The organism is Streptomyces sp. Wb2n-11 (assembly GCF_001049855.1).
GTDB classification, from domain to species: Bacteria; Actinomycetota; Actinomycetes; order Streptomycetales; family Streptomycetaceae; genus Streptomyces; species Streptomyces altiplanensis.
The window spans coordinates 2,192,908-2,216,021 of sequence record NZ_CVPB01000001.1 but is presented as its reverse complement, the minus strand read 5'-3'; the positions used below and the strand labels follow the sequence as shown (position 1 = coordinate 2,216,021).

Genomic DNA, 23,114 nt, shown 5'->3' with positions numbered 1-23,114 from the left:
GTGGCTAACTGTCCGAAGACTTGCCACCCGAACGAGTGTTGCCCGACCCTGCGCCCGCTCTGACTCCACCTGCGGCGGAGCCGCTGTTCGATGCCGTCTTGCCACCCCCCGTAGGTGTCTCAAAAGACTCCAATGCCTCAAGTACGTCCTGGACACGGGAAATCTCTGTCTGGATGTCCTTGCGGCGGCGTACGAGCACATCGAGCTCACGCCGGCCATCCTCGACCGTGCGCTTCGCCTCCGCCTCGGCCTCCGCGTGCATCCGCTCGGCCTCCCGTACCAGCTCGGCCTTCTTCTGCTCGGCCTCCTTGAGCAGCGCCTCGGCCTTCTTCACCGCGGCGATACGGACCTTGCCCGCCTCCGAACTCGCCTCGGAGATCATCGCCTTCGCCTTCGCCTCGGCCTCGGCCTGCTGCTCCGTCGCGGCCTTCACCAGCTTGTCGACCCGCTCGCCCGCCGTTCGCATCTGCTCGGACGTCTCCCGGCGGGCCCGCTCGTGCAGCTCCTCGATCTCGCTCTCCGTACGGGAGCGCAGCTCCTCCGCCCGTTCCCGTATGGCGGTCGCGTCCCTGCGGGCCCCGACCAGCAGCTCGTCGGCGTCCGTACGGGCCTTCTCCACCAGGGAGTTGCCCTCGATCGTCGACTCCGCCACCAGCCGCTCGGCCTCCTTGCGGGCCGCGCCGACCATCGTGTCGGCCTGCTCCTCGGCCCGCGTCGCGGCGAGCAGCGCCTCCTCCTGGGCCTTCGCGATCAGCTGGTCGGCCTGCTCGGCCGCGTCCGCGCGGCGCTTGGACGCCGCCTGGCGCGCCTCGTCGAGCAGCCGGTCGGCCTCGGCGCGCGCGTCGCCGCGCATCCGCTCCGCCGCCTTCTCGGCGTCCGCCTTGACCTTCTCGGCGTCGGACCTGATGCGCTCCGCCGCCCGCTGGGCGGAGGCCACCATCTCGGCGGCCTCGGCGCGCAGCCGCTCGGCTTCGCCGTTCGCGTCGGAGAGGATCCGCTCGGCCTCGCCGCTCGCCTCGGAGACGAGTTTGTCGGCCTGGGACGCGGCGTCGCCGCGTCGCTTGTCGGCGGCCTTGCGCGCCTCGTCGAGGACTTGCTCGGCCTCCTGGCGCGCGTCGCCGCGCAGCCGCTCGGCCTCGGCGCGCAGCCGCTCGGCTTCGCCGTTCGCGTCGGAGAGGATCCGCTCGGCCTCGCCGCTCGCCTCGGAGACGAGTTTGTCGGCCTGGGACGCGGCGTCGCCGCGTCGCTTGTCGGCGGCCTTGCGCGCCTCGTCGAGGACTTGCTCGGCCTCCTGGCGCGCCTCGGCCCGCAGCCGCTCGTCCCTGGCCTCGCCGTCCGCCTTGATCTGCTCGGCCTCGGCGCGCAGCCGCTCGGCTTCGCCGTTCGCGTCGGAGAGGATCCGCTCGGCCTCGCCGCTCGCCTCGGAGACGAGTTTGTCGGCCTGGGACGCGGCGTCGCCGCGTCGCTTGTCGGCGGCCTTGCGCGCCTCGTCGAGGACTCGCTCGGCCTCCTGGCGCGCGTCGGCCCGCAGCCGCTCGGCCCCGGCCTCGCCGTCCGCCTTGATCTGCTCGGCCTCGGCCCTGATGCGGGCCGCGTCCTGCCCGGCGGCCGTCAACGACTGCACGGCCTCGGCCGCCATGCGCTCGGCCTCGCCCGTCGCCTCGCCGATCAGCCGGTCCGCCTGCGCCGCCGCCTCGTTGCGGATGCGGTTGGCGTCCTCGCGGGCCTCGGCGCGCGAACGGGCCGCGTCCTGCTCGGCCGAAGCCAGCGCGTCGGAAGCCTCCGTACGGAGCCTCTGTGCGTACTCCGACGAATCGGAACGCAGCCGCTCCGCCTCCGCGATCGCGTCCCCGACCGTGCGCTCCGCGAGCGCCTTCGCGGCGTCCGTCTCCTCCTGCGCCTGCCGGCGCATCCCGATCGCGTCCTCGGTGGCCCGCTCCCGCTCCTCGTACGCCTCGGCGCGGAGCCGGTCCGCCTCCTCCTGCGCCTCGGTCTTCGTACGCTCCGCCACATGCTCGGCGGCGCTGCGCAGCCCGGCGATCTCCTGCTCGGCCTGCTCGTGCAGCCCGGCCACCGCGTCCCGTACCTGCTGCGCGGTCTGCTCGGCGGCGGCGACCAGCTCGGTCGCCCGGTAGTCCGCCTCCCGGACCAGGCGCTGCGCCTCGGTCTGCGCGTCCTCGACCCGCTTGCGGGCGGACGCCAGCAGCTCCTCGCTCTGCTCGCGGGCCTGCGTACGCTCCTGCTCGGCCTCCTCGCGGGCGCCGGCGAGCGTTTTCTCGGCCTCCCGGCGGCGCCTCGCGGCCTCCTCCTGGGCGGCGGCCAGGGCCTCGGCGGCCTCGGCGGCGACGCGCTCGGCGGCGGACGCGGCTTCCGCGCGCATCCGGTCCGCGCTCTCCTGCGCCTCGGCCTTGAGCCGCTCCGCCTCGCCCGACGCGTCGGTGCGCAGCCGTACGGCGACGGCCTCGCCCTCGGCGCGCGACTGCGAGGCGTCGGCTGCCGCCTCGGTGCGCAGCCGCTCCGCCTCCGTCTCGGCCTGCGCCTGGAGCGTACGCACCCGCTCCGCCGCCTCGCCCCGCAGCCGCTCGACCTCCTCGCCGGCCTCCCGGCGCAGCCGCTCGGCCTCGGTCCTGGCCTCGCCCAGCGCCTGCTCGGCGGCGGCGACGCGCTGCTCGGCCTCGGCGTGCAGCCGGGCCAGCTCCTCGGCGGCCTCGGACTGGCGGCCGGCGATGACGCGCTCGGCCTCCTCGCGCAGCGCGCGGGCGGCCTCCTCGGCGTCGGCGGTGGTGCCCGCCGCCTGCTCCTCGGCCTCCGTGCGCAGCTGCTCGGCCTCGGTGCGGGTGCGCTCCAGGGTCTCCTCGGCCTGCTTGCGCAGCGCCGCGGCGCGCTCGATGGCCTCGCCGCGGACGCGCTCGCTCTCGGCGGAGGCGGACGTACGCAGCTCGTCCGCGTCGCCCCGCGCCTTGGTCAGCAGCTCCTCGGCGGTCCTGGCCGCCTCCTCGATCTGCTGGACGGCCTCACGGCGGGCCTCGCCGCGGATCCGCTCGCCCTCGGCGACCGCCTCGGCCCGCAGCTGCTCGGCCTCGCCGCGCAGCCTGCGCGCCTCCTCCTGCAGCTCGACCGTCTTGGCCCGGTACTCCTTGGTGTCGTCCTTGGCCGCGCCCTTGAGCTGGTCGGCCTGGGCCGCCGCCTCGCTGCGCAGCCGCTCGATCTCGGCCTCGGCCTCACGGCGGATCCGCTCGGCCTCCTCGGACGCCTTGCGGGTGGTCTCCCTGGCGTCGTCGGACGCCTTGGTCAGGACCTCTTCGGCGGTACGGGCGGCCTTGGCGAGCTGGGCCGCCGAATCCTCGGCGGCGGCCGTACGGGCCTTCTCGGCGGCCTCGGCCACCAGCCGCTCCGCCTCGGCGCGGGCATCGGCGCGGGCCTGCTCGGCCTCCGCCTTGAGCGCCTCGGCGTCCTTCGTGGCCTCCGCGACCAGCCGGGCGATCTCGGCCTTGGCCGTACGGGTGCGCTGCTCGTTGACGGACTCGGCCGTCGTCAGCTGCTTGGCCGCCGCGTCCTTCGCCTCGGTCAGGACCTTCTCGGCCTCGGCGCGCGCCTCGCGCAGCGCCGTCTCGGCCTCCTGCATCCGCTGCTCGGCGGTGCGGCTCAGTTCGGCGGCCTGACGGCGCGCCTGGTCGGACTCGGCGCTCGTCGACGTCCGCAGCTGTTCGGCGTGTGCCGTCGCCTCCTGCGCCTGGCTGGAGGCGGCGTTCAGCAGGCGCTCGGCGTCCTTGCGGGCGCGCAGCAGAAGCGCTTCCGCCTCGGCGCGGGCGTTCTCGGCCTCGGCGCCCAGGCGCCGGCGGGCCTCCCGGGCGACCCGCTCGGCCTCGGCGCGGGCGGCGGCCAGCGCCTGCTCGGCCTCGGCGCGGGACTCCTCCAGGAGCCGGCGGGCCTGCGCCTCGGTACGGGCGCGCAGCTGCTCGGCCCACGCCACGTTCTCGTTGACGTGCGCCTCGACGGTCTGCCGGCGCTCGGCGAGCTCCTGGTCGAGCCGCTGACGGCGGGTGACCGCCTCCGTGTGCAACTCGGCCTGGAGTCGTGCCTGGTGCTCGGCGTGCTCCTGGAGGATCCGCTGCGTCTGCGCCCGGGCGTCGCGCAGTTCGCGCTCGGCGTCGGTGCGCAGCTGATCGGCCTGGACCTGGGCGTTACGCAGCAACTGCTCGGCCTGGTAACCGATGTCCGCCGCGTCGTAGGCAGGACGGGACGCGAGGTTGCGGCGCGCCTCGTGGAGCTTGGCGCGCAACACCTCGACCTGGTAACCGAGGTCCTCGGCGTGCTGAACCGCCTTCTCCCGCTCGGTCTTCAGCCGGTCCATCTCGGCTTCGAACCGCGAGAGATGGTCGGTTTCACCCCGCTGTTGGCTCTCCTGGCGTTCGTAGCCCCGCACTGCGCGGTCCCATCCGTCCCCTGGTCGCAACTCTTCCGACTCTCCGAACAAGCGCCACCCCGGCACGGGCGGCCCCCCGGGGGGGAATGGTGTCAGATCAACTGCGAGGCATGAGTCACAGGCCCCGGTCCGGCCCCGGACCGGAACCGCCCACTCTACCGGCCGTGGAATCCGGGGGTCAGTGCTCCTCGGGGGTGGAAGGGGCTGAAGTGACCAGTTCTGTCAGTACACCGTGGCAGTCCTTGGGGTGCAGGAACGTGATGCGGGACCCCATCGAACCGATGCGGGGTTCGTCGTAGAGGACCCGTACGCCCTTCTCGCGGATGTCCGCCGCGTCGGCGTCCACGTCCGGGGTGCCGAAGGCGATGTGGTGGACCCCCTCACCGTTCTTGGCCAGCCACTTTCCCACCGCGGAGTCCTCCCTGGTGGGCTCCAGGAGCTGGAGGTACGTGGCGCCGCCGTCGGACGTTTCGTTGATCTTGAGCATGGCCTCGCGCACGCCCTGCTCCTCATTGACCTCCGAGTGGTACACCTGGAAGCCGTAGGTCGAGCGGTAGAACTCGATGGTCCTGTCGAGGTCGAAACAGGCGATTCCGATGTGGTCGATTCGCGTCAGCATGGGTTCAGTGCAGCGCGGTTGGAGTGGTTACGCAACGTGCGCGCGATCACACTCGCTGCCCGGTGACCGGGCCCGTACCGCTCAGTACATTGAGGTAAACCCTCGTTCACTCCTCATCCCAAGGGGCCGTGCCTCATGCCTGGAACGAACCGCACTACGTCTGTCATCGTCGCCGGTGCCCGTACGCCCATGGGTCGGCTGCTCGGCTCGCTGAAATCCTTCTCCGGCGCGGACCTCGGCGGGTTCGCCATCAAGGCGGCCCTGGAGCGGGCCGGCATCGGCGGGGACCAGGTCCAGTACGTGATCATGGGGCAGGTGCTGCAGGCCGGGGCGGGGCAGATTCCCGCCCGTCAGGCGGCGGTGAAGGCCGGGATTCCCATGGCCGTGCCCGCTCTGACCATCAACAAGGTCTGTCTGTCGGGGCTCGACGCGATCGCCCTGGCCGACCAGCTGATCCGCGCCGGTGAGTTCGACGTCGTCGTCGCCGGCGGCCAGGAGTCCATGACGAACGCTCCTCACGTGCTTCCGAAGTCCCGCGAGGGATTCAAGTACGGCGCGATCGAGATGCTCGACTCGATGGCGCACGACGGGCTGACCGACTCCTTCGAGGGCATCGCGATGGGGGAGTCGACCGAGAAGCACAACACCCGGCTCGGAATCGCGCGCGGACCGCAGGACGAATTCGCGGCGCTTTCGCACCAGCGGGCCGCCGCCGCACAGAAGAACGGCCTCTTCGAGGCGGAGATCACGCCCGTCGAGATTCCGCAGCGCAAGGGCGAGCCGGTTCTTTTCTCGAAGGACGAGGGAATCCGGCCCGAGACGACCGTCGAGTCGCTGGGCAAGCTGCGTCCCGCTTTCGCCAAGGACGGCACGATCACCGCCGGGACCGCTTCGCAGATTTCGGACGGCGCGGCGGCTGTGGTGGTCATGAGCAAGGCCAGGGCGGAGGAGCTCGGGCTGGAGTGGATCGCCGAGATCGGGGCCCACGGGAACGTCGCCGGGCCCGACAACTCGCTCCAGTCGCAGCCTTCCAACGCCATCGCGCACGCGCTCGGCAAGGAGGGGATCGGGGTCGAGGACCTTGACCTCGTGGAGATCAACGAGGCCTTCGCCGCGGTTGCGGTCCAGTCAATGAAGGACCTCGGAATTTCCTCGGAAAAGGTGAACGTCAACGGTGGTGCGATCGCCCTGGGACACCCCATCGGAATGTCCGGCGCGCGGGTCGTGCTGCACCTGGCGCTCGAACTGAAGCGACGGGGCGGGGGCGTCGGTGCCGCCGCGCTGTGCGGTGGTGGTGGTCAGGGTGATGCGCTGATCATCAAGGTCGCGGGCAAGTAACCCTTTTGCAGGTACGCCTTCGCAGGCAGGCCTTCGCAGGCAGGCCGGTTCGCCGATTCAAGGAGCGGAATTGTGATGCAGGACGTCCCCGGGCTGGTGGCTCAGGCGCGAGAGGGCCGGCCCCGGGCCGTCGCCCGGCTGATCTCGCTGGTCGAGGGGGCGTCCCCGCAACTGCGTGAGGTGATGGCGGCGCTGGCTCCGCTCGCCGGCGGTGCGTACGTGGTGGGGCTCACGGGGTCGCCGGGAGTCGGCAAGTCGACTTCCACGTCGGCGCTCGTGTCGGCGTACCGGCGTACCGGCAAGCGGGTCGGAGTGCTGGCGGTGGACCCGTCGTCGCCGTTCAGCGGCGGCGCGCTGCTGGGCGACCGGGTGCGGATGTCGGAGCACGCGTCGGATCCGGGGGTCTACATCCGGTCGATGGCCACCCGGGGGCACCTGGGCGGACTGGCCTGGGCCGCGCCGCAGGCCATTCGGGTGCTGGACGCGGCGGGCTGCGACGTGGTGCTGGTCGAGACGGTGGGTGTCGGGCAGTCGGAGGTGGAGATCGCCTCGCAGGCGGACACGTCCGTGGTGCTGCTGGCGCCGGGGATGGGGGACGGGATCCAGGCCGCGAAGGCGGGGATCCTGGAGATCGGTGACGTGTACGTCGTGAACAAGGCCGACCGGGACGGGGCCGACGCGACTGCGCGGGAGCTCAACCACATGCTGGGGCTCGGGGAGTCCCGGGGGCCCGGGGACTGGCGGCCGCCGATCGTGAAGACGGTGGCGGCGCGGGGCGAGGGTGTCGACGAGGTCGTCGAGGCTCTGGAGAAGCACCGGGCGTGGATGGAGGAGCACGGGGTGCTGGCGGAGCGGCGGGCGAAGCGGGCGGCCCACGAGGTCGAGACGATCGCGGTCACCGCGCTGCGGGAGCGGATCGGCGACCTGCGGGGCGACCGGCGGCTGGGAGTGCTGGCGGAGCGGATCGTGGCGGGGGAGCTGGATCCCTACGCGGCGGCGGACGAACTGGTGGCGGGGATTACCGAGGCGTAGGCGGTGTGGGGCGGTGCTGCGGGGGGTGGCGTTCGGGACTGCGTGATCCAGCCGCGGGGCGGTGCCTTGTGCGAAGCCCGCGTCCTGCGCGCGCATCATGTTTTACGTCCCGAACACCACCCCCTGCGCGGCCCGCCCCCCGGCGTCCGGTGGGTGGTGGTCCGCGGGCACCGCGCACCCCGGGGGCTGCCCCCGGGATCAGCGCAGCGCGTCCTGGGCGCCGCCCCCGCGCCGGTGGGCGGTCTGCGGGCGGCCGGTGTCAGTCGGAGTCGTTGTCGTCGTCCGCGTCGTCCTGGTCCGCGTCGTCCCGGTCCGGGGTCACCTTGGCTGTGGTGGCGTCGACGTTCAGCTCGTGCTGCTTGCCGTCCTTGGACTGGACCTCGGCTTCCCAGGCGCTGTCGTCCAGGTCGATGGACGTCAGCGTGCCCGGCTGGGCCTTGAGGGCTGCCGCCACGGCCTCGCGCATGGTGACCTTCGCGTCCTTCGGGGCGCGGTCGTCGTCGTCCCCGGTGTGGACGTGGATCACCTTCGCGCTCTTGGTGTCCACCTCCACGTCGTGCCACTTGGTGTCCTTGCCGAAGACGTCGATCTCCCAGACCGGGGCGTCGTCGTCCAGCTCGGCGCCGGTGACCGTGCCCGGCGTGGACTTCACGGCCGCCGCCGTCGCCTCGTCGAGGGTGATCGTGCTCGTGGCCGGCGCCGGCTTCGCGTCGTCGTCCGACGTGGCGAACGCGGTCGCGGTGCCGCCGAGGAGCAGGGCGGTGGCGGCGGTGGCGATGACGAGCTTGCGCTTCATGAGGGTTCCTCCAGAGCGGTCGGTTGCTATGGGGACCAACCTGGCTGAGTGATGCTGAAGGGCACCTGAAGCCGGCTGAAGGCGTCTTCAGGTTCGGTTTGCGAACCTTGGCGCATGCGCTTGTTGATCGTGGAGGACGAGAGGCGGCTCGCGGTGGCCCTGGCCAAGGGGCTCACCGCCGAGGGCTTCGCCGTGGACGTGGTGCACGACGGGCTCGAAGGGTTGCACCGGGCCGGAGAGGGCTCGTACGACCTCGTCATCCTGGACATCATGCTGCCCGGCATGAACGGGTACCGGGTGTGTGCGGCGCTGCGGGCCGCGGGGAACGACGTGCCGATCCTGATGCTGACCGCCAAGGACGGGGAGTACGACGAGGCGGAGGGGCTCGACACGGGCGCTGACGACTATTTGACGAAGCCGTTCTCGTACGTGGTGCTCGTCGCCCGGGTCAAGGCGCTGCTGCGGCGGCGGGCGAGTGCCGGGGCTTCGCCGGTGGTCGTGGTGGGGGATCTGCGGATGGATACCGCCGGCCGGCACGTGTATGCCGGGGAGGAAGAGGTCGTGCTCACCACGAAGGAGTTCGCGGTGCTGGAGCAGTTCGCCGTGCGGGCCGGTGAGGTCGTCAGCAAGGCGCAGATCCTGGAGCACGTGTGGGACTTCGCGTACGAAGGCGACCCGAACATCGTCGAGGTGTACGTGAGCGCCCTGCGCCGGAAGCTGGGCGCCGGGCGGATCCAGACGGTGCGCGGCGCCGGATACCGGCTGGTGGCGGGATGAGGCGGCTCTTCGGGTCCGTACGGGCCAGGGCGGCGCTCGGGGCGACCGTGGTCGTCGCGGTGGCACTGGTGGCCGCCGGGCTGGCCGTGCTGCTGGTGCTGCGGGCCAATCTGATCGACCAGGCCGACCTCCAGGCCGAGGTCGACGCCCAGAACGTGGCCTCGCAGGTGGCCGTGGGGCGTCCGTACGGGGAGGTGGAGTGGCCCGACGACCGTCCGGTGCAGGTGGTGGGGGAGGACGGGGGGGTGGTGGCCGTGAGCGAGGACCTGGAGGCGATCGAGGGGGCCGGGAGCCCCGAGGTCAGGGTCGGGGGCGGTACGGGGAAAAGCGACGACGCCGAAGATCCCGGGCGGGGAGAGGTCTCGGGCGACGACCCCCGGCTGTCGTCGGGGAGCGCGACCGTGGACGGCGACCGGGCCGACTACCGGTTCGCGGCCGTCGAGGCGACGACGCCCCGGGGACAGACCGTCACGGTGTACGCCGGTGCGCCGCTGGCCACCGAGCAGGACGCCGTCGGCACGGTGCGGGAGGCCATGCTGATCGGTCTGCCGGTGCTGCTCGTGGTGGTGGGCGGGGTGACCTGGCTCGTGACGCGGCGGTCCCTGCGGCCCGTGGAGGGGATCAGGCGGGAGATGGCCGCGATCACTGCCTCCGAGGACCTGTCGCGGCGGGTGCCGGAGCCCGACACGCACGACGAGGTGGCGCGGCTGGCCGTGACGACCAATGAGACGCTCGCGGCGCTGGAGGCTTCGGTGGAGCGGCAGCGGCGGTTCGTCGCCGATGCCTCGCACGAGCTGCGGAGCCCGATCGCTTCGCTGCGGACGCAGCTGGAAGTGGGCGCGGCCCACCCGGAGCTGCTCGACGTGGAGGGCGCGGTGGGGGACACCGTGCGGCTTCAGGGGCTGGCCGCCGACCTGCTGCTGCTCGCCCGGCTGGACGCGGGGGAGCGGCCGGGTCCGGGGCGCGTCGACATGGGGGCGCTGGTGAGGGAAGAGGTCTCGCAGCGGGCCGACCGGGTGCCGGTGGCGGTCGTGGGCGAGGGGGCGTTCGAAGTCGCCGGTTCGCGCGGGCAGCTGGCGCGGGTGCTCGGCAATCTGCTCGACAACGCGCAGCGCCACGCGAGGAGTTTCGTCGAGGTCTCCGTGCGGGGTGAGCGCGGCGCGGTGGTGGTCGGGGTCGCCGACGACGGGGCGGGGGTTCCGGTGGCGGAGCGCGAACGGATCTTCGAGCGGTTCGTACGGCTGGACGACGCGCGCACCCGCGACGACGGTGGCGCGGGGCTCGGTCTGGCGATCGCGCGCGATGTCGCGGCGCGGCACGGCGGCTCGCTGTCCGTGGGTGAGGGAAAGCGTGGCGGCGCTCTCTTCACGCTGCGTCTGCCGGCCGCCTAGACCTTTCCTCGTCGGCCGCGCAACTGCTCGACCACCGGAGTCAGGGCGGCCTTCATCTGGGCGAGCGCCTCGGGGGAGAGCATGTCGATGAAGTGCCGGCGCACGGACTCCACGTGGTGCGGAGAGACCTGCTTCATGGTCGCGCTGCCCTGGTCGGTCAGTACGGCGTACAGGCCGCGGCGGTCGGACTCGCAGTTCTCCCTGCGGACCAGTCCCGCGCTCTCCATGCGGGTGATCTGGTGGGAGAGCCGGCTCTTGGACTGGAGGGTCGCTGCCGCGAGGTCGCTCATCCGCAGCCGGCGCTCGTCGGACTCGGAGAGGTTGACCAGGATCTCGTAGTCGTTGATGGTCAGCCCGTACGGCTGAAGATCCTTTTCGAGCTGGTAGGTCAGCAGCCGGTTGGCGTCCAGGTAGGTACGCCAGGCGCACTGTTCGGCATCGGTCAGCCAGGGGGTGGCCGTCTCGGTCTCCATGTATGGATTCTACCTAAGAAGTTGAATTCTTGACGAAGTCACGGAATGTGACGCCCGTACGTGACAAGGGCGCAGACGTTCGACGTCACACTCCGCAGACTACCGCTCACAGGCCGAAGCGACGTTGGAGGTCCCCCAGCTGACCGGGAAGGCGCGGTGCGCCGCCGGACCGGCCCTGCCCCGCACCGTGGCCGCCGGGCACTCCCGGCTCCGTCGGTACGGTGCCCGTGGCCTGCTCGGCCATGAGGAGTTCGGTGGACTGGAGCAGGACCGTGCCGGCCCCCGCGAACTCGAACTGGTGCTCCTCGCCCGACGTGCCGCCGATGCCGGTCAGTGACCTGATTCCGCCCATCACGCCGGTCATGTAGCCGTGGTCGTAGTGGTGGCAGGGGGACGGGCAGTCCGCCCAGCCGACCAGGGCCTGCGGGTCCACACGGATCGGCGGCTCCATGAAGACGACCGGGCCGTTGGAGGCCGCCACGAACTTGCCGGTGCCGATGAGGGTGAGGAAGCCCGGGACGATCGACTGCTTCAGGGCGAGCGTCGGCTCGTACGCCAGAAGGTTGCCGGAGCGGATGGTGAGGTTGCCGTCGTCGAGGTCGAAGGAGTTGACGTCGAACGCGCGGTCCGCGAGCAGCATCTTGCCCTGGCCCTCCGCCACCACCCAGTCGCTCGCGTGCAGTGGCGAGTGGAAGCTGGTGCGCACGAGGCGGTCGAAGCGGCCGTGGCCGATGCCGTTGAAGTCGATGCGCCCGTAATAGGCGATCATCTTGCCCTTCTGGAGGAACCACTGGCTCCCCTTGAGCTCCACGCAGAAGGTGTAGGGGGTGACGTTGTCGTCGGAGGGGAGGGTGTGCGGGTCGAAGATCACGGGGCCGGTCACAGCTTCTCCTCCGAGGCCTGTACGTACACCGCGCCCTGGCCGGACAGCTCCAGCTGGAACGCCTCGCCCGAGCCGCGGCCCACCATGTCGCGCCAGCCCAGTGCGGTGGAGAGCTTGTTGCGCACGTCGCCGTGGTGCGCGACGTACGCCTGCGGGTCGACGTGCACCGGCCGCTGGGGCGTGACGGGGATCTCGATCACTCCGCCGTGCGCCATGACCGCCACCGCGCCGTGGCCCCTGAGGGTCGTCGTGAACAGGCCCTGGCCGGTCACCTGGCCGCGCACCATGCCCATGACGCCGCCCTGCGAGCCCATGAACATCGTGCCCTGGGTGAGGGTGCCGTCGAAGGCCAGGAGACGGTCCGCCTCGACGTAGAGGGTGTCGCCGGCCAGGTTGATCACCTGGATGTGGTGACCGCCGTGGCCGAACAGCACCGTGCCCGAGCCCTCGACCGTCATGAGGGGCGTGGCTTCGTCGGCGACGCGCCGGCCGATCATGGACATCACGCCGCCCTGGCCGCCCTGCATGTTCGGCGTGAAGGAGACGTCGCCCCGGTACGCGAGCATCGCGCCGCGCTGGCTGAACATCTTCTGGCCGGGCGTGACCCGTGCCTCGACCATCCTGGAGTTGATCTCGCGGAACGGCATCAGACGTCGCCCCCGACGGTGTTGCGCTCGCTGGGCTGCACGTAGACGAGGCCCTCGCCCTCGAACCGGATCTGGAACGCCTCGCCCGAGCCCTCGCCGATGAACGTACGGAAGTTCACGCCGGACTGGAAGTGCTGCCGGAGGTCGCCCTGGTGCGCGATGTACGCCCCGGGGTCGACCTGGAGCGGGTACTGGGAGGAGACGCGCAGGACGACCGCCGGGCCGTCCGACATGATCGCCGCCTGCCCGGTGCCCTCCACCGTCGTGGTGAACAGTCCGCCCCCGGTCGCGCCGCCGCGCAGCCCGGTGAAGGAGGTGCCGGTGCGCAGGCCCGCGTCCGCGCAGAGGAGGTTGCTGGATTCGACGTACAGCTTCTCGCCGCGCAGCGAGACGAGGTTGATCTCGCTCGCGCGGTCGGCGAACCAGCACGTGCCGTGGCCCTTCACCTCCATCACGGTCATCTGCTCACCGGTGAGGCGCCGGGTCACCATGCCGCGCATGCCCTCACCGCCGCCGGACATCTTCTTGAAGGCCATCCGGCCGTCGTACGCGACCATCGAGCCGTTCTTCGCTTTGACGGCGTCGCCGGTCATGTCGACGGCGAGCACCTTGCTGCCTTGAAGTCGGAACTGAGCCACGGGACGACGGTACCCGCGAGCCCGACCCTGACAAAGGGGTGGCAAAGCGGGCTGCCACAATGGGAACGAGCTTGTGCGTGCATTCACAAGATCGACGACCCGTTCCCGCGACGACGAAGGTTGCCCCTCCGTGGACATCAAGACCGCTTCCGCACTCCGCCGCCTCCGCCTGGTGTCCGCACCCGAGGCGGTCTCCTTCCTGCTGCTGCTCGTCTGCTCGGTGCTCAAGCGCACCACGGAATTCAACGCGGTCCCCGTCATGGGCGCGATCCACGGTCTGCTCTTCGTCCTGTACGTCCTCTTCTGGGCCGACGCCTGGAACCGGACCAAGTGGTCGCTGGGGACCGCGGCCTTCTACTTCGTCATGTCGGTCCTCCCGACCGGCGGCTTCTTCGCCGACAAGCGCCTCAAGCGCGAGGCCGAGGACGCGGTCATCGCCACCCGCGCCCGCAAGGAAGGCGTGGTCGGCGCATGATCGTCGCCTTCTCCGTCACCCCGCTGGGCGTGGGCGAGGACGTGGGCGAGTACGTCGCCGACGCGGTCCGCGTGGTCCGCGAGTCCGGACTGCCGAACCGCACCGACGCGATGTTCACCTCCGTCGAGGGCGAGTGGGACGAGGTGATGGACGTCGTCAAGCGCGCCGTCGCCGCCGTCGAGGCCCGTGCGCCCCGCGTGTCGCTCGTCCTGAAGGCCGACATCCGGCCCGGTGTCACCGACGGTCTGACGTCCAAGGTCGAAACGGTGGAGCGCCACCTGGGTGCCTGATCCGGCTCCGCCGACAGCCCCCGGCCGCCACACGGCGGCCGGGGGCTTCGTCGTGCGTGTTCCAGGTGCCCGCCGTGCGCGGCCGGATGATAAAACCGCCCGCTCGGACGACCCGGTTCGACACACCGCCCCGTGTCCCTTTGTGTGGGGTTACGGAACACGCTCGACTGCTGGAGGCGCGGTGCGGCCGGAGAGCTATGACTACGAGACCTACAGCAGGCTTGCCGGACCGCTGACGGAGCCGGGCGCCGGCGCGTACCGGGTGCAGTACCGAAGCCTGATGGCGCAGGAGCCGCACCGAATACGCGCGGTGCTGCTGATGACTCTGGCACCGCTCCTCTCGGCGCTCCTGCTGGTCTACCTCGTCTGGCCGACGCACTGGACCGAACGTGAGGGCGGCGACCGCTGGCTGGTCCACCTGGACACGGTGATGCTGGCCTCGATCGGTCTGATCATGTTCTTCATGCTGGTCAACGTGGTGTCGATCGCGCACGCCACGATGGTCGCCAGGGACCCGGTGCCGGTGACCCCCGAGCCGGGGACCCGGGTGGCGTTCCTCACGACGTACGTACCGGGCAAGGAGGCACTGTCCATGGTGCGGGCCACGCTCGAAGGCGCGGTCGGGCTCCGGCACGCGGGGCCGCTCGACATCTGGCTCCTCGACGAGGGCGACGACGAACAGGCGAAGGCGCTCTGCGCCCGGCTGGGCGTACGGCACTTCAGCCGCAGCGGCGTACCCGAGTGGAACACCAGGAAGGGCCCGCACCGGGCGAGGACCAAGCACGGCAACTACAACGCCTGGATCGCCATGCACGGCGACGCCTACGACTTCATCGCCTCCGTCGACACCGACCACGTCCCGCTCCCCAACTACCTGGAGCGGATGCTCGGTTACTTCCGCGACCCGGACATCGCCTTCGTCATCGGCCCGCAGGTGTACGGCAACTACACCTCCTGCGTCACCAAGGCCGCGGAGTCGCAGCAGTTCCTGTTCCACGCCCTGATCCAGCGCGCGGGCAACCGCTACGGCGCCCCGATGTTCGTCGGCACCAACAACGTCGTGCGCGTCAGGGCGCTGAAGCAGGTCGGCGGCCTGTACGACTCGATCACCGAGGACATGGCCACCGGCTTCGAGATCCACCGCAGGAAGAACCCGGAGACGGGACGCTTCTGGCGGTCCGTCTACACCCCGGACGTCCTGGCCGTCGGCGAGGGCCCGACCGCCTGGACCGACTTCTTCACGCAGCAGCTGCGGTGGTCGCGCGGGACGTACGAGACGCTGTTCAAGCAGTACTGGAAGGCGCCCTTCAGGGTGCCGCCGGGCCGGCTGCTCACGTACACGCTGATGCTCGTCTACTACCCGATGACCGCCGTCAACTGGCTGCTCGGCATCCTCAGCTGCGTCCTGTTCCTGTGGTTCGGCGCGTCCGGCACCGAGGTCTCGTCCTCGGTCTGGCTGATGCTCTACAGCGACGCCGCCGCCCTCCAGATCGGGCTGTACCTGTGGAACCGCCGCCACAACGTCTCGCCGCACGAGCCCGAAGGCTCCGGCGGCCTCGCCGGCATGGCGATGTCCGCCCTCTGCGCACCGATCTACGCCAAGTCGCTGGGCTCGGCGGTGCTGCGCACGCACGGCAGGTTCGTGGTCACGCCCAAGGGCGGTGCGGTGAGCCCCGACCGGCTGCTGACCTTCCGCATCCACCTGTCCTGGGCCGCCGTGCTGGTCGCCTCGCTGATCGCGTCCGTGGTCCTCGGCCACACCCACGCGGCGATGCGCACCTGGGCCGTACTGGCGCTGGTCGTCGCGCTCTCGCCGGTCGGTGTGTGGTGCTGGACCTCGGCCCGGGAGCGCGCGGTCCTCAGCGGTGCGAGGACCGCGAAGGAAGCCGGCGGCAGCACGGTGCCGGGCGAGGAGCCGGAGCCCGCGTTCGCCACGACGACCGGAGGGAACTGAAGCCATGGCCTACCGGCCTACGAAGAAGTTCAAGAAGACGCTGATGGGCAGCGGGGCCGTCGTGGTGCTCGCGGGACTCAACGCCCCGGCGGCGCTGTCCTTCGCGGAGGAGAAGTACCACGCGTACAAGATCGCCCAGCCCGCCTACAAGGCGAAGTACGGTTCCTGGTCCACCGTCGACATCCCCGAGAAGTACCGTACGAACGCGATCCACGCCGCTCTGCTCCACACCGGCAAGGTGCTGGTCATCGCGGGCTCGGGCAACGAGCAGAAGAAGTTCGACGAGGGCACCTTCGAGACGGTCCTGTGGGACCCCGGGGACGGCTCCTTCAAGATGGTCCCGACCCCCGAGGACTTCTTCTGCGCCGGACACTCCCAGTTGCCCGACGGGCGGCTGCTGGTGGCGGGCGGCACCGCGCGCTACGAGGTGCTGGGCGACGAGGTCATGCGGGCCGGCGGCGGGATGCGCGTCAAGAACGAGAACCCCGACAAGCCCGTCACCTTCAAGAAGGGCACCCGCTTCCGCTCGCCCTCGGGAGTCGTGTACGTGTCGAAGTTCGACGTGACCGTGCCGAAGGCCAAGCGCGAGTTCAAGATCTCGTACGCCAAGGGCGGGCGCATGCTGCCCTGGAAGACCAAGGTCACCGCGGCCGAGGCCCGGGTCTTCGTCGAGGCGCTGAAGGAGGGGCCGCAGGCCGTCACCAAGGAGTCCGCGCAGTACGAGATCGAGGGGCTGAAGGGCGAGGACGCCGACAACGCGTACGGCCTCGCCGAGGCGATCACCATGGACAAGCAGGACTTCCAGGGGATCAGGGCGGCGTACGAGTTCGACCCGAGGGCGGAGAAGTACATCCCCGTCGACCCGATGAAGGAAGCCCGCTGGTACCCGACGCTGGTCACCCTCCAGGACGGCAGGGTGCTCGCCGTCTCCGGTCTCGACGACGTCGGCGCGATCCTCTCCGGCGACAACGAGTACTACGACCCGAAGACGAAGAAGTGGTCGAAGGCGCCCTTCCGGTACTTCCCGACGTACCCCGCGCTCTTCCTCACCAAGGGCGGCAAGCTCTTCTACTCCGGCGCGAACGCGGGCTACGGACCGGCCGAGAAGGGCCGCGACCCCGGCATCTGGGACCTGAAGAAGAACACCTTCAAGAAGGTCGGCGGCCTCACGGACCTCGACCAGACCGAGACCGCGGCCTCGCTGGTCCTGCCGCCCGCGCAGGATCAGAGAGTGATGATCCTCGGCGGCGGCGGAGTCGGCGAGTCCGACAAGGCGACGGGCCGTACGGCGATCATCGACCTGAACGAGCAGAACCCGGTCTTCGAGTCCGGGCCCCGGCTTCCCCAGGGCACGCGGTACCTGAACAGCGTGATCATGCCGGACGACACCGTCTTCACCAGCGGCGGATCGCGGGACTACCGGGGGCGCGGCGCCAGCAACATCCTCAAGGCGCAGTTCTACGACCCGAAGGCGAACGCCTTCAAGGAGGCGGCCGAGCCGACGGTGGGCCGCAACTACCACTCCGAGGCGCTGCTGCTGCCGGACGGCCGGGTCGTCACCTTCGGCTCCGACTCCCTCTTCGGCGACAAGGACAACACCAAGCTCGGCAAGTTCGAACAGCGGATGGAGGTCTACACGCCGCCGTACCTCTACCGGGACAAGGCGCTGCGTCCGGTGCTGGGGGCCGGGCCGCGCGAGCCGGCCGCCTCCGGGAAGGCGACGTTCAAGACCGCGCATCCGGAGCGGATCGAACGGGCCAGACTGATGCGGCCGAGCGCGGTCACGCACACCACGGACGTCGAGCAGCGCTCGATCGAACTGGGCCTGGAGAGGGGCAGGGGCGAGGTGACGGTGGAAGTGCCGGACGACAGGACGCTGGTGCCGCCCGGTTGGTACATGCTCTTCGTCACGGACGGCGAGGGGACGCCGTCGGAGGCGAAGTGGCTCCACGTGACATGAGGGCCGCTCAGGCCTTCGCGCGGCGGGCCAGCCCCAGGGCGTAGTCCGGCCACCAGGTGCCCGCCGCCGGGCCGCCCCGGCACTCGCCGTCCGATTCGCCCGGCCGCTTGATCCACAGGAACGCGTCCAGCAGCGGGTCGCCGGTGCGGTCGGTCGGCGGCGTACCGAGGGCGCGGCCCGCCGGGTTGCACCAGGCGTCGGCGCGGCTGCCGGAGAGCGGGCCGTTTCCGTTGCGGCTGCTGTCGATCACGAAGTGGGCGCCGCCGAGGAGGCCGGACAGCCGGTTGCCGAATGCCTCGACGGTGTCGTCCTTCTGGAAGTTGGAGACGTTGAGGGAGACGCCGTCGGCCCGGTCCACGCCGGCCCGCTTGAGGGGCTCGACCAGCTTGCCGGGGTCGTCGATCCAGGCCGGGTTGCCCGCGTCCAGGTAGACCTTGGTCTTCGGCTGCCGCTTCAGCCGGTCGACCGCCTCGGAGAGCAGCGCGGTGCGCTCGTCGTGCTCCTCGGCCGGGGTGCAGCCGTCCACGATGTGCGGTACGGCGTCCGGCTCCAGGACCACGATGGCCGGGGCGGTGCCGATGCTGTCGGCGAACGACCCGATCCAGCGGCGGTAGGTGTCGGCGTCGGCGGCGCCGCCGGCGGAGTGCTGGCCGCAGTCGCGGTGCGGGATGTTGTACGCGACGAGTACGAGGGTCCGGCCGTCCTCGGCGGCGCCCCGCACGGCCCGCCTGATGCCGGGGGCCGGGTCGTTCCCGTCCGGCCAGTCGGCGACGGGCCGCTCGGAGATGCGCCGCAGAACGTCCGCGTCGGCGCCGCGGCCCTGGGCCTCCCACGCCCCGACCTGACGGGCGGCGTCGCTCTTCGGGTCGACCCAGTACGGGGACGGGTCCCGGTCCTGCCCCTGGTTCCGGGCCGCGGCGGCCTTCTCCGGCTGCCGCCCGGCCCCCGGCCCGGAACCGCCGTCGGAGAAGCAGCCGACGGCGGTGAGCGCGAGGAAGGCGACGGTCGCGGCGGTGAGCGGACGGGTCGGTCTGCGGCCGGACATCCAGCCCCCTTGGACGGTTCGACTGGGCGACGATACGGACCGGGCAATCGTTGCATAGTGCCCATAATTCCCCTGGTTGCGACACCGGCGGAGGCGGGAGCACGGGTGCGGCGTGGGAGCCTGCGGGACTGTTCCCCTGCGCGCCCGGATCCCTGCGGCACCCCGGACGGTGCGATGCCCGGCGGTGTCCGCTCGTAGGACACCTGACGGTCGTGGCGCCGCGGGGCGGGCGCGCTCCGCGCGGCGTCGAACCGCGGAGCGCGCCCCCCACCGGGTTCGGGGCGGCGGGCACGGTGGCCAGGCGGGCGCTGCTGGCGGAGGTCCGGCGTGCCGGGGGTGCGGAGAACCGGAAGCGACCGAAGCGCGAGACGGGGATGTTCACCATGTGACCGGCCGGTAAGGTCGATGCCGTGCCGAAGCCGCTCAGCCTTCCGTTCGACCCCATCGCCAGAGCCGACGAACTCTGGCGGCAGCGCTGGGGACCGGTCCCCTCGATGGCCGCGATCACCTCGATCATGCGCGCGCACCAGATCCTGCTCGCCGAGGTCGACGCCGTCGTCAAGCCGTACGGACTGACCTTCGCACGCTACGAGGCGCTGGTGCTGCTCACCTTCTCCAAGGAGGGCGAGCTGCCGATGTCCAAGATCGGCGAGCGGCTGATGGTCCACCCGACGTCCGTCACGAACACCGTCGACCGGCTGGTGAGGTCCGGTCTCGTCGCCAAGCGGCCGAACCCGAACGACGGGCGCGGCACGCTCGCCTCGATCACCGGGAAGGGCCGCGAGGTGGTGGAGGCGGCGACCCGCGACCTGATGGCGATGGACTTCGGACTCGGCGCGTACGACGCGGAGGAGTGCGCGGAGATCTTCGCGATGCTGCGGCCGCTGCGGGTGGCGGCGCACGACTTCGAGGAGAAGTAGGGGCGGCTGCGGGGCGGCGACCCGCGCGAAGATCTCCCCTTGTGCCCGGTTACGCTCGATGCCATGAAGTCCAATGTGCTGTCCCGATACCGGGTGATGGCGTACATCACCGCCGTATGGCTGCTGGTGTTCACCGTGGCGATCATCGCCAAGTACGGGTTCCAGGTGGGCGACACCATGCTGATCTCGCAGATCCACGGTGTGCTGTTCATCGTCTACGTCGTCTTCGCCTTCGACCTCGGCACCAAGGCGAAGTGGCCGTTCGGCAAGCTGCTGTGGGTGCTGGCGGCCGGCTGCATCCCGTTCGCCTCGTTCTTCGTCGAGCCGAAGATCACCCGCGAGGCCCGCTCGCTGATCACGGACGCGCGCCCGGCCACGGCCAAGGCGTAACCCGCGCAGCCCTTCCACCGCCACAGGCGCGGCTTGTGGCGGTGGGCCATCGACATTTACTAGGACGTCCTAGTAAATTCGAGGTATGGACGCTGAAGCGATCGAGGAAGGCCGCCGTCGCTGGCAGGCCCGTTACGACAAGGCCCGCAAACGTGACGCGGACTTCACCACGCTCTCCGGAGACCCGGTCGACCCCGTGTACGGGCCACGCCCCGGCGACGCCTACGAAGGCTTCGAGCGGATCGGCTGGCCCGGGGAGTACCCCTTCACCCGCGGCCTGCACCCGACCGGCTACCGCGGCCGGACCTGGACCATCCGCCAGTTCGCCGGCTTCGGCAACGCCGAGCAGACCAACGAGCGCTACAAGATGATCCTGGCCAACGGCGGCGGCGGCCTCTCCGTGGCCTTCGACATGCCGACGCTGATGGGACGGGACTCCGACGAGCCCAAGTCGCTCGGCGAGGTCGGCCACTGCGGTGTCGCCATCGACTCCGCAGCCGACATGGAGGTCCTGTTCAAGGACATCCCGCTCGGCGACGTCACGACGTCCATGACGATCAGCGGCCCGGCCGTCCCCGTCTTCTGCATGTACCTCGTCGCGGCGGAACGCCAGGGCGTCGACCCGGCCGTGCTGAACGGCACGCTCCAGACCGACATCTTCAAGGAGTACATCGCGCAGAAGGAGTGGCTCTTCCAGCCGGAGCCGCACCTGCGCCTGATCGGCGACCTGATGGAGCACTGCGCGCGCTCCATCCCGGCGTACAAGCCGCTGTCGGTCTCCGGCTACCACATCCGCGAGGCGGGCGCGACGGCCGCGCAGGAACTCGCGTACACGCTGGCGGACGGCTTCGGCTACGTCGAGCTGGGCCTGTCCCGGGGCATGGACGTGGACCACTTCGCCCCCGGCCTGTCCTTCTTCTTCGACGCGCACGTCGACTTCTTCGAGGAGATCGCGAAGTTCCGCGCGGCGCGGCGGATCTGGGCGCGGTGGATGAAGGAGGTGTACGGCGCGCGGACGGACAAGGCGCAGTGGCTGCGGTTCCACACGCAGACGGCCGGCGTCTCGCTGACCGCGCAGCAGCCGTACAACAACGTGGTGCGTACGGCGGTCGAGGCGCTGGCGGCGGTCCTCGGCGGCACGAACTCCCTCCACACCAACGCCCTGGACGAGACGCTCGCGCTGCCGAGCGAGCAGGCGGCGGAGATCGCGCTGCGCACGCAGCAGGTGCTGATGGAGGAGACGGGCGTCGCCAACGTCGCGGATCCGCTGGGCGGCTCGTGGTACATCGAGCAGCTGACGGACCGCATCGAGGCGGACGCGGAGAAGATCTTCGACCGGATCAAGGAGCGGGGCCTTCGGGCGCACCCGGACGGGCAGCACCCGATCGGCCCGATCACGTCGGGCATCCTGCGCGGGATCGAGGACGGCTGGTTCACGGGCGAGATCGCCGAGTCGGCGTTCCAGTACCAGCGGTCGGTGGAGAAGGGCGACAAGCGGGTGGTGGGCGTGAACTGCCACCACGGCTCGGTGACGGGCGACCTGGAGATCCTGCGGGTCAGCCACGAGGTGGAGCGCGCGCAGGTGAACACCCTGGCGGAGCGCAGGGCGGCGCGGGACGAGGCGAAGGTCCGCCGGTCGCTGGACGCGATGCTGGCGGCGGCGCGGGACGGCTCGAACATGATCGAGCCGATGCTGACGGCGGTACGGGCGGAAGCGACGTTGGGCGAGATCTGCGGCGTACTGCGGGACGAGTGGGGGGTCTACACGGAGCCGCCGGGGTTCTGAGAGCGGTGGAGGGCGTGGAGGCCGGCCGGATTCCGGCCGGCCTCTTCCTCCGGGGCGCGGTGGCGGGACTCCCGGGTTCACCACCGCCGGCGGAGTCGACACGAAGGGTCGTGCGGTCACCCTCGGGTTCAATCACGTCGCGCGATGAACAGGGAGTCCGGCGACGCGGTGACGCGGGCCGTCGACGCCGCGATCTGCGGGAAGTGAGGCCCTGCCCCGTGGGGTGAGCGACAAGGCGGCCCCGGGCCGTTGCGTCCGGCGGAAGGGAAGGGGCGCCGGCGGCAGGCGCCGTGGCGCCGGCCCGGCCGTGGTGCCCCCGGTGCCGGCCGTCAGGCCGGGCCGCTGGACCCCCGGGGGGCGGGGGAGCGCCCGGGCCCGCCGCCAGGCCGCTCACCAGCAGCAGGGAGAAGTTGCGCGCCCACTGGGTGTCCACCGGTTCCGCGCTCACCAGAGCCCGGTGGACGACGGCGCCGGCGATGACGTCGAAGATCATGTCCACGTTACGGGCCGCCTGGGCGGGGTCGTCCTCGTACGGCAGCTCGCCGCGGGCCTGCGCGCGTTCCCGGCCCACCAGCACGAGGTGCTTCTGGCGCTCGACGATCGCCGAGCGGATGCGTTCCCGCAGCGCCTCGTCGCGCGTCGACTCCGCGACCACCGCCATCAGCGCCGTCTTCGTCTCGGGCCGGTCGAGCAGCGCCGCGAACTGGAGCACCACACCCTCGACATCGGCCATCAGGGATCCGCGGTCGGGGAGCCGGAGCTCGTCGAAGAGGACGGCCACCGCGTCCACGACCAGTTCGCTCCTGTTCGCCCAGCGGCGGTACAGCGTCGTCTTGGCGACACCGGCCCGGCTCGCCACGTCGCCCATCGTCAGCTTCGACCAGCCCAGCTCCACCAGCGCGGCCCTGGTCGCATCGAGGATCGCGGCGTGGGCCTCGACGCTGCGCGGGCGGCCGGCACGGGAGGGGGGAGTGTGGCTGGGTGACATGGGCGTGACCATACCGGTCGGTAGGCAGGGCGGCGGAGGGCCCTGGTGAGGGAGATCACCGCCGTCGGCGCCGGGGCGGCCGGGTTTCCGAGTTACGCTACGACCTGTAGCGAAAGAGCGACAACCGCTGGCGCAAGGGTGGGGACCCCGCGCCGAACCCGGTCCTCCTCGGGACCTCGAACCGTGTTCGTCCGTACGCCTCGCAATCCGGCGGGGGGCTGCGGACGGGCGCGGTTCACGCATCCGGTGGCCCTTCGGCGGCCGTGCCGGCACGTACGGACAGCGC

The 23,114-nt window shown here is 71.3% G+C and carries 19 protein-coding genes and 1 pseudogene; 11 read left to right on the top strand and 9 right to left on the bottom strand.

The features are described from left to right. Window positions 1-4 precede the first annotated feature (4 nt). The gene (gene scy, locus BN1555_RS09700) at window positions 5-4,426 is read right to left on the bottom strand and encodes a polarized growth protein Scy (protein WP_093798999.1); all 4,422 of its coding nucleotides are present in this window, start codon (window positions 4,424-4,426) and stop codon (window positions 5-7) included. Between the two features lie 178 nt (window positions 4,427-4,604). After that, window positions 4,605-5,045 (bottom strand): methylmalonyl-CoA epimerase, encoded by a 441-nt coding sequence (mce, locus tag BN1555_RS09695; protein WP_093798998.1) that lies wholly within the window; start codon window positions 5,043-5,045, stop codon window positions 4,605-4,607. Between the two features lie 135 nt (window positions 5,046-5,180). On the opposite strand from mce, the gene BN1555_RS09690 reads away from it, so the two are divergent. Continuing rightward, window positions 5,181-6,383 carry an acetyl-CoA C-acetyltransferase gene (locus BN1555_RS09690; protein WP_093798997.1) on the top strand — a complete coding sequence of 401 codons (1,203 nt, stop codon included), beginning with the start codon at window positions 5,181-5,183 and terminating at the stop codon, window positions 6,381-6,383. A 75-nt stretch (window positions 6,384-6,458) separates the two neighbouring features. Beyond that, a complete protein-coding gene (gene meaB / locus BN1555_RS09685; RefSeq protein ID WP_093798996.1) occupies window positions 6,459-7,415 on the top strand; it encodes a methylmalonyl Co-A mutase-associated GTPase MeaB in 957 nt (318 codons plus the stop codon). A 259-nt stretch (window positions 7,416-7,674) separates the two neighbouring features. Here the strand turns inward: meaB and BN1555_RS09680 are convergent, their stop codons facing one another. Next, entirely contained in the window at window positions 7,675-8,211 is a 537-nt protein-coding gene (locus BN1555_RS09680; protein WP_093798995.1) for a PepSY domain-containing protein, read from the bottom strand. Between the two features lie 114 nt (window positions 8,212-8,325). Here BN1555_RS09680 and BN1555_RS09675 point away from each other — a divergent pair, with 114 nt between their 5' ends. Beyond that, the gene (locus BN1555_RS09675; RefSeq protein ID WP_093798994.1) at window positions 8,326-8,988 is read left to right on the top strand and encodes a response regulator transcription factor; all 663 of its coding nucleotides are present in this window, start codon (window positions 8,326-8,328) and stop codon (window positions 8,986-8,988) included. Next, the gene (locus BN1555_RS09670) at window positions 8,985-10,379 is read left to right on the top strand and encodes a sensor histidine kinase (RefSeq protein ID WP_093798993.1); all 1,395 of its coding nucleotides are present in this window, start codon (window positions 8,985-8,987) and stop codon (window positions 10,377-10,379) included. Before BN1555_RS09675 ends, BN1555_RS09670 begins: the two co-directional genes overlap by 4 nt. Here BN1555_RS09670 and BN1555_RS09665 read toward each other — a convergent pair. The 4 genes from BN1555_RS09665 to BN1555_RS09650 all read right to left on the bottom strand — a co-directional run bounded on the left by BN1555_RS09665 (window position 10,376) and on the right by BN1555_RS09650 (window position 13,020). Continuing rightward, window positions 10,376-10,852 carry a MarR family winged helix-turn-helix transcriptional regulator gene (locus BN1555_RS09665; protein ID WP_093798992.1) on the bottom strand — a complete coding sequence of 159 codons (477 nt, stop codon included), beginning with the start codon at window positions 10,850-10,852 and terminating at the stop codon, window positions 10,376-10,378. The two genes, BN1555_RS09670 and BN1555_RS09665, sit on opposite strands and share 4 nt — an antisense overlap. A gap of 106 nt (window positions 10,853-10,958) precedes the next feature. Further along, a complete protein-coding gene (locus BN1555_RS09660) occupies window positions 10,959-11,735 on the bottom strand; it encodes an AIM24 family protein (RefSeq protein WP_093798991.1) in 777 nt (258 codons plus the stop codon). Continuing rightward, window positions 11,732-12,382 (bottom strand): AIM24 family protein, encoded by a 651-nt coding sequence (locus tag BN1555_RS09655; RefSeq protein WP_093798990.1) that lies wholly within the window; start codon window positions 12,380-12,382, stop codon window positions 11,732-11,734. Before BN1555_RS09655 ends, BN1555_RS09660 begins: the two co-directional genes overlap by 4 nt. Then, the gene (locus BN1555_RS09650) at window positions 12,382-13,020 is read right to left on the bottom strand and encodes an AIM24 family protein (protein ID WP_093798989.1); all 639 of its coding nucleotides are present in this window, start codon (window positions 13,018-13,020) and stop codon (window positions 12,382-12,384) included. Before BN1555_RS09650 ends, BN1555_RS09655 begins: the two co-directional genes overlap by 1 nt. A 130-nt stretch (window positions 13,021-13,150) precedes the next feature. Here BN1555_RS09650 and BN1555_RS09645 point away from each other — a divergent pair, with 130 nt between their 5' ends. From BN1555_RS09645 to BN1555_RS09630, 4 genes are all read left to right on the top strand, one after another. After that, on the top strand, window positions 13,151-13,495 hold the full coding sequence (locus BN1555_RS09645; RefSeq protein WP_093798988.1) for a DUF3817 domain-containing protein: 345 nt from the start codon (window positions 13,151-13,153) through the stop codon (window positions 13,493-13,495). Beyond that, on the top strand, window positions 13,492-13,785 hold the full coding sequence (locus tag BN1555_RS09640; RefSeq protein ID WP_093798987.1) for an MTH1187 family thiamine-binding protein: 294 nt from the start codon (window positions 13,492-13,494) through the stop codon (window positions 13,783-13,785). The genes BN1555_RS09645 and BN1555_RS09640 overlap by 4 nt, the downstream gene beginning before the upstream one ends. A 181-nt stretch (window positions 13,786-13,966) precedes the next feature. Continuing rightward, complete coding sequence (locus BN1555_RS09635; protein WP_093798986.1) at window positions 13,967-15,739, top strand: glycosyltransferase family 2 protein; 1,773 nt, start codon at window positions 13,967-13,969, stop codon at window positions 15,737-15,739. Window positions 15,740-15,743: 4 nt separating this feature from the next. Next, on the top strand, window positions 15,744-17,699 hold the full coding sequence (locus BN1555_RS09630) for a radical copper oxidase GlxA (RefSeq protein ID WP_093798985.1): 1,956 nt from the start codon (window positions 15,744-15,746) through the stop codon (window positions 17,697-17,699). Between the two features lie 7 nt (window positions 17,700-17,706). Here the strand turns inward: BN1555_RS09630 and BN1555_RS09625 are convergent, their stop codons facing one another. After that, entirely contained in the window at window positions 17,707-18,744 is a 1,038-nt protein-coding gene (locus BN1555_RS09625; RefSeq protein WP_093798984.1) for a glycoside hydrolase family 6 protein, read from the bottom strand. A gap of 410 nt (window positions 18,745-19,154) precedes the next feature. On the opposite strand from BN1555_RS09625, the gene BN1555_RS09620 reads away from it, so the two are divergent. The 3 genes from BN1555_RS09620 (at window position 19,155) to BN1555_RS09610 (ending at window position 21,840) form a co-directional block, all read left to right on the top strand. Then, a complete protein-coding gene (locus tag BN1555_RS09620; RefSeq protein ID WP_093798983.1) occupies window positions 19,155-19,664 on the top strand; it encodes a MarR family winged helix-turn-helix transcriptional regulator in 510 nt (169 codons plus the stop codon). 63 nt (window positions 19,665-19,727) lie between these two features. Then, a complete protein-coding gene (locus BN1555_RS09615; protein ID WP_093798982.1) occupies window positions 19,728-20,054 on the top strand; it encodes a DUF3817 domain-containing protein in 327 nt (108 codons plus the stop codon). An 85-nt stretch (window positions 20,055-20,139) separates the two neighbouring features. Then, complete coding sequence (locus tag BN1555_RS09610) at window positions 20,140-21,840, top strand: coenzyme B12-dependent isobutyryl-CoA mutase large subunit (RefSeq protein WP_093798981.1); 1,701 nt, start codon at window positions 20,140-20,142, stop codon at window positions 21,838-21,840. A 379-nt stretch (window positions 21,841-22,219) separates the two neighbouring features. Here the strand turns inward: BN1555_RS09610 and BN1555_RS09605 are convergent. Next, window positions 22,220-22,828: pseudogene (locus BN1555_RS09605) on the bottom strand (TetR/AcrR family transcriptional regulator); the annotation flags it as partial. Between the last annotated feature and the right edge of the window lie 286 nt (window positions 22,829-23,114).

Coding starts and splice junctions, on each gene's coding strand:
- BN1555_RS09690 (WP_093798997.1), top strand. CDS start 5,181: ATGCCTGGAACGAACCGCACTACGTCTGTCATCGTCGCCGGTGCCCGT.
- BN1555_RS09655 (WP_093798990.1), bottom strand. CDS start 12,382: ATGCCGTTCCGCGAGATCAACTCCAGGATGGTCGAGGCACGGGTCACG.
- BN1555_RS09640 (WP_093798987.1), top strand. CDS start 13,492: ATGATCGTCGCCTTCTCCGTCACCCCGCTGGGCGTGGGCGAGGACGTG.
- BN1555_RS09630 (WP_093798985.1), top strand. CDS start 15,744: ATGGCCTACCGGCCTACGAAGAAGTTCAAGAAGACGCTGATGGGCAGC.
- BN1555_RS09670 (WP_093798993.1), top strand. CDS start 8,985: ATGAGGCGGCTCTTCGGGTCCGTACGGGCCAGGGCGGCGCTCGGGGCG.
- meaB (WP_093798996.1), top strand. CDS start 6,459: ATGCAGGACGTCCCCGGGCTGGTGGCTCAGGCGCGAGAGGGCCGGCCC.
- BN1555_RS09615 (WP_093798982.1), top strand. CDS start 19,728: ATGAAGTCCAATGTGCTGTCCCGATACCGGGTGATGGCGTACATCACC.
- BN1555_RS09610 (WP_093798981.1), top strand. CDS start 20,140: ATGGACGCTGAAGCGATCGAGGAAGGCCGCCGTCGCTGGCAGGCCCGT.
- BN1555_RS09665 (WP_093798992.1), bottom strand. CDS start 10,852: ATGGAGACCGAGACGGCCACCCCCTGGCTGACCGATGCCGAACAGTGC.
- mce (WP_093798998.1), bottom strand. CDS start 5,045: ATGCTGACGCGAATCGACCACATCGGAATCGCCTGTTTCGACCTCGAC.
- BN1555_RS09680 (WP_093798995.1), bottom strand. CDS start 8,211: ATGAAGCGCAAGCTCGTCATCGCCACCGCCGCCACCGCCCTGCTCCTC.
- BN1555_RS09675 (WP_093798994.1), top strand. CDS start 8,326: ATGCGCTTGTTGATCGTGGAGGACGAGAGGCGGCTCGCGGTGGCCCTG.
- BN1555_RS09625 (WP_093798984.1), bottom strand. CDS start 18,744: ATGTCCGGCCGCAGACCGACCCGTCCGCTCACCGCCGCGACCGTCGCC.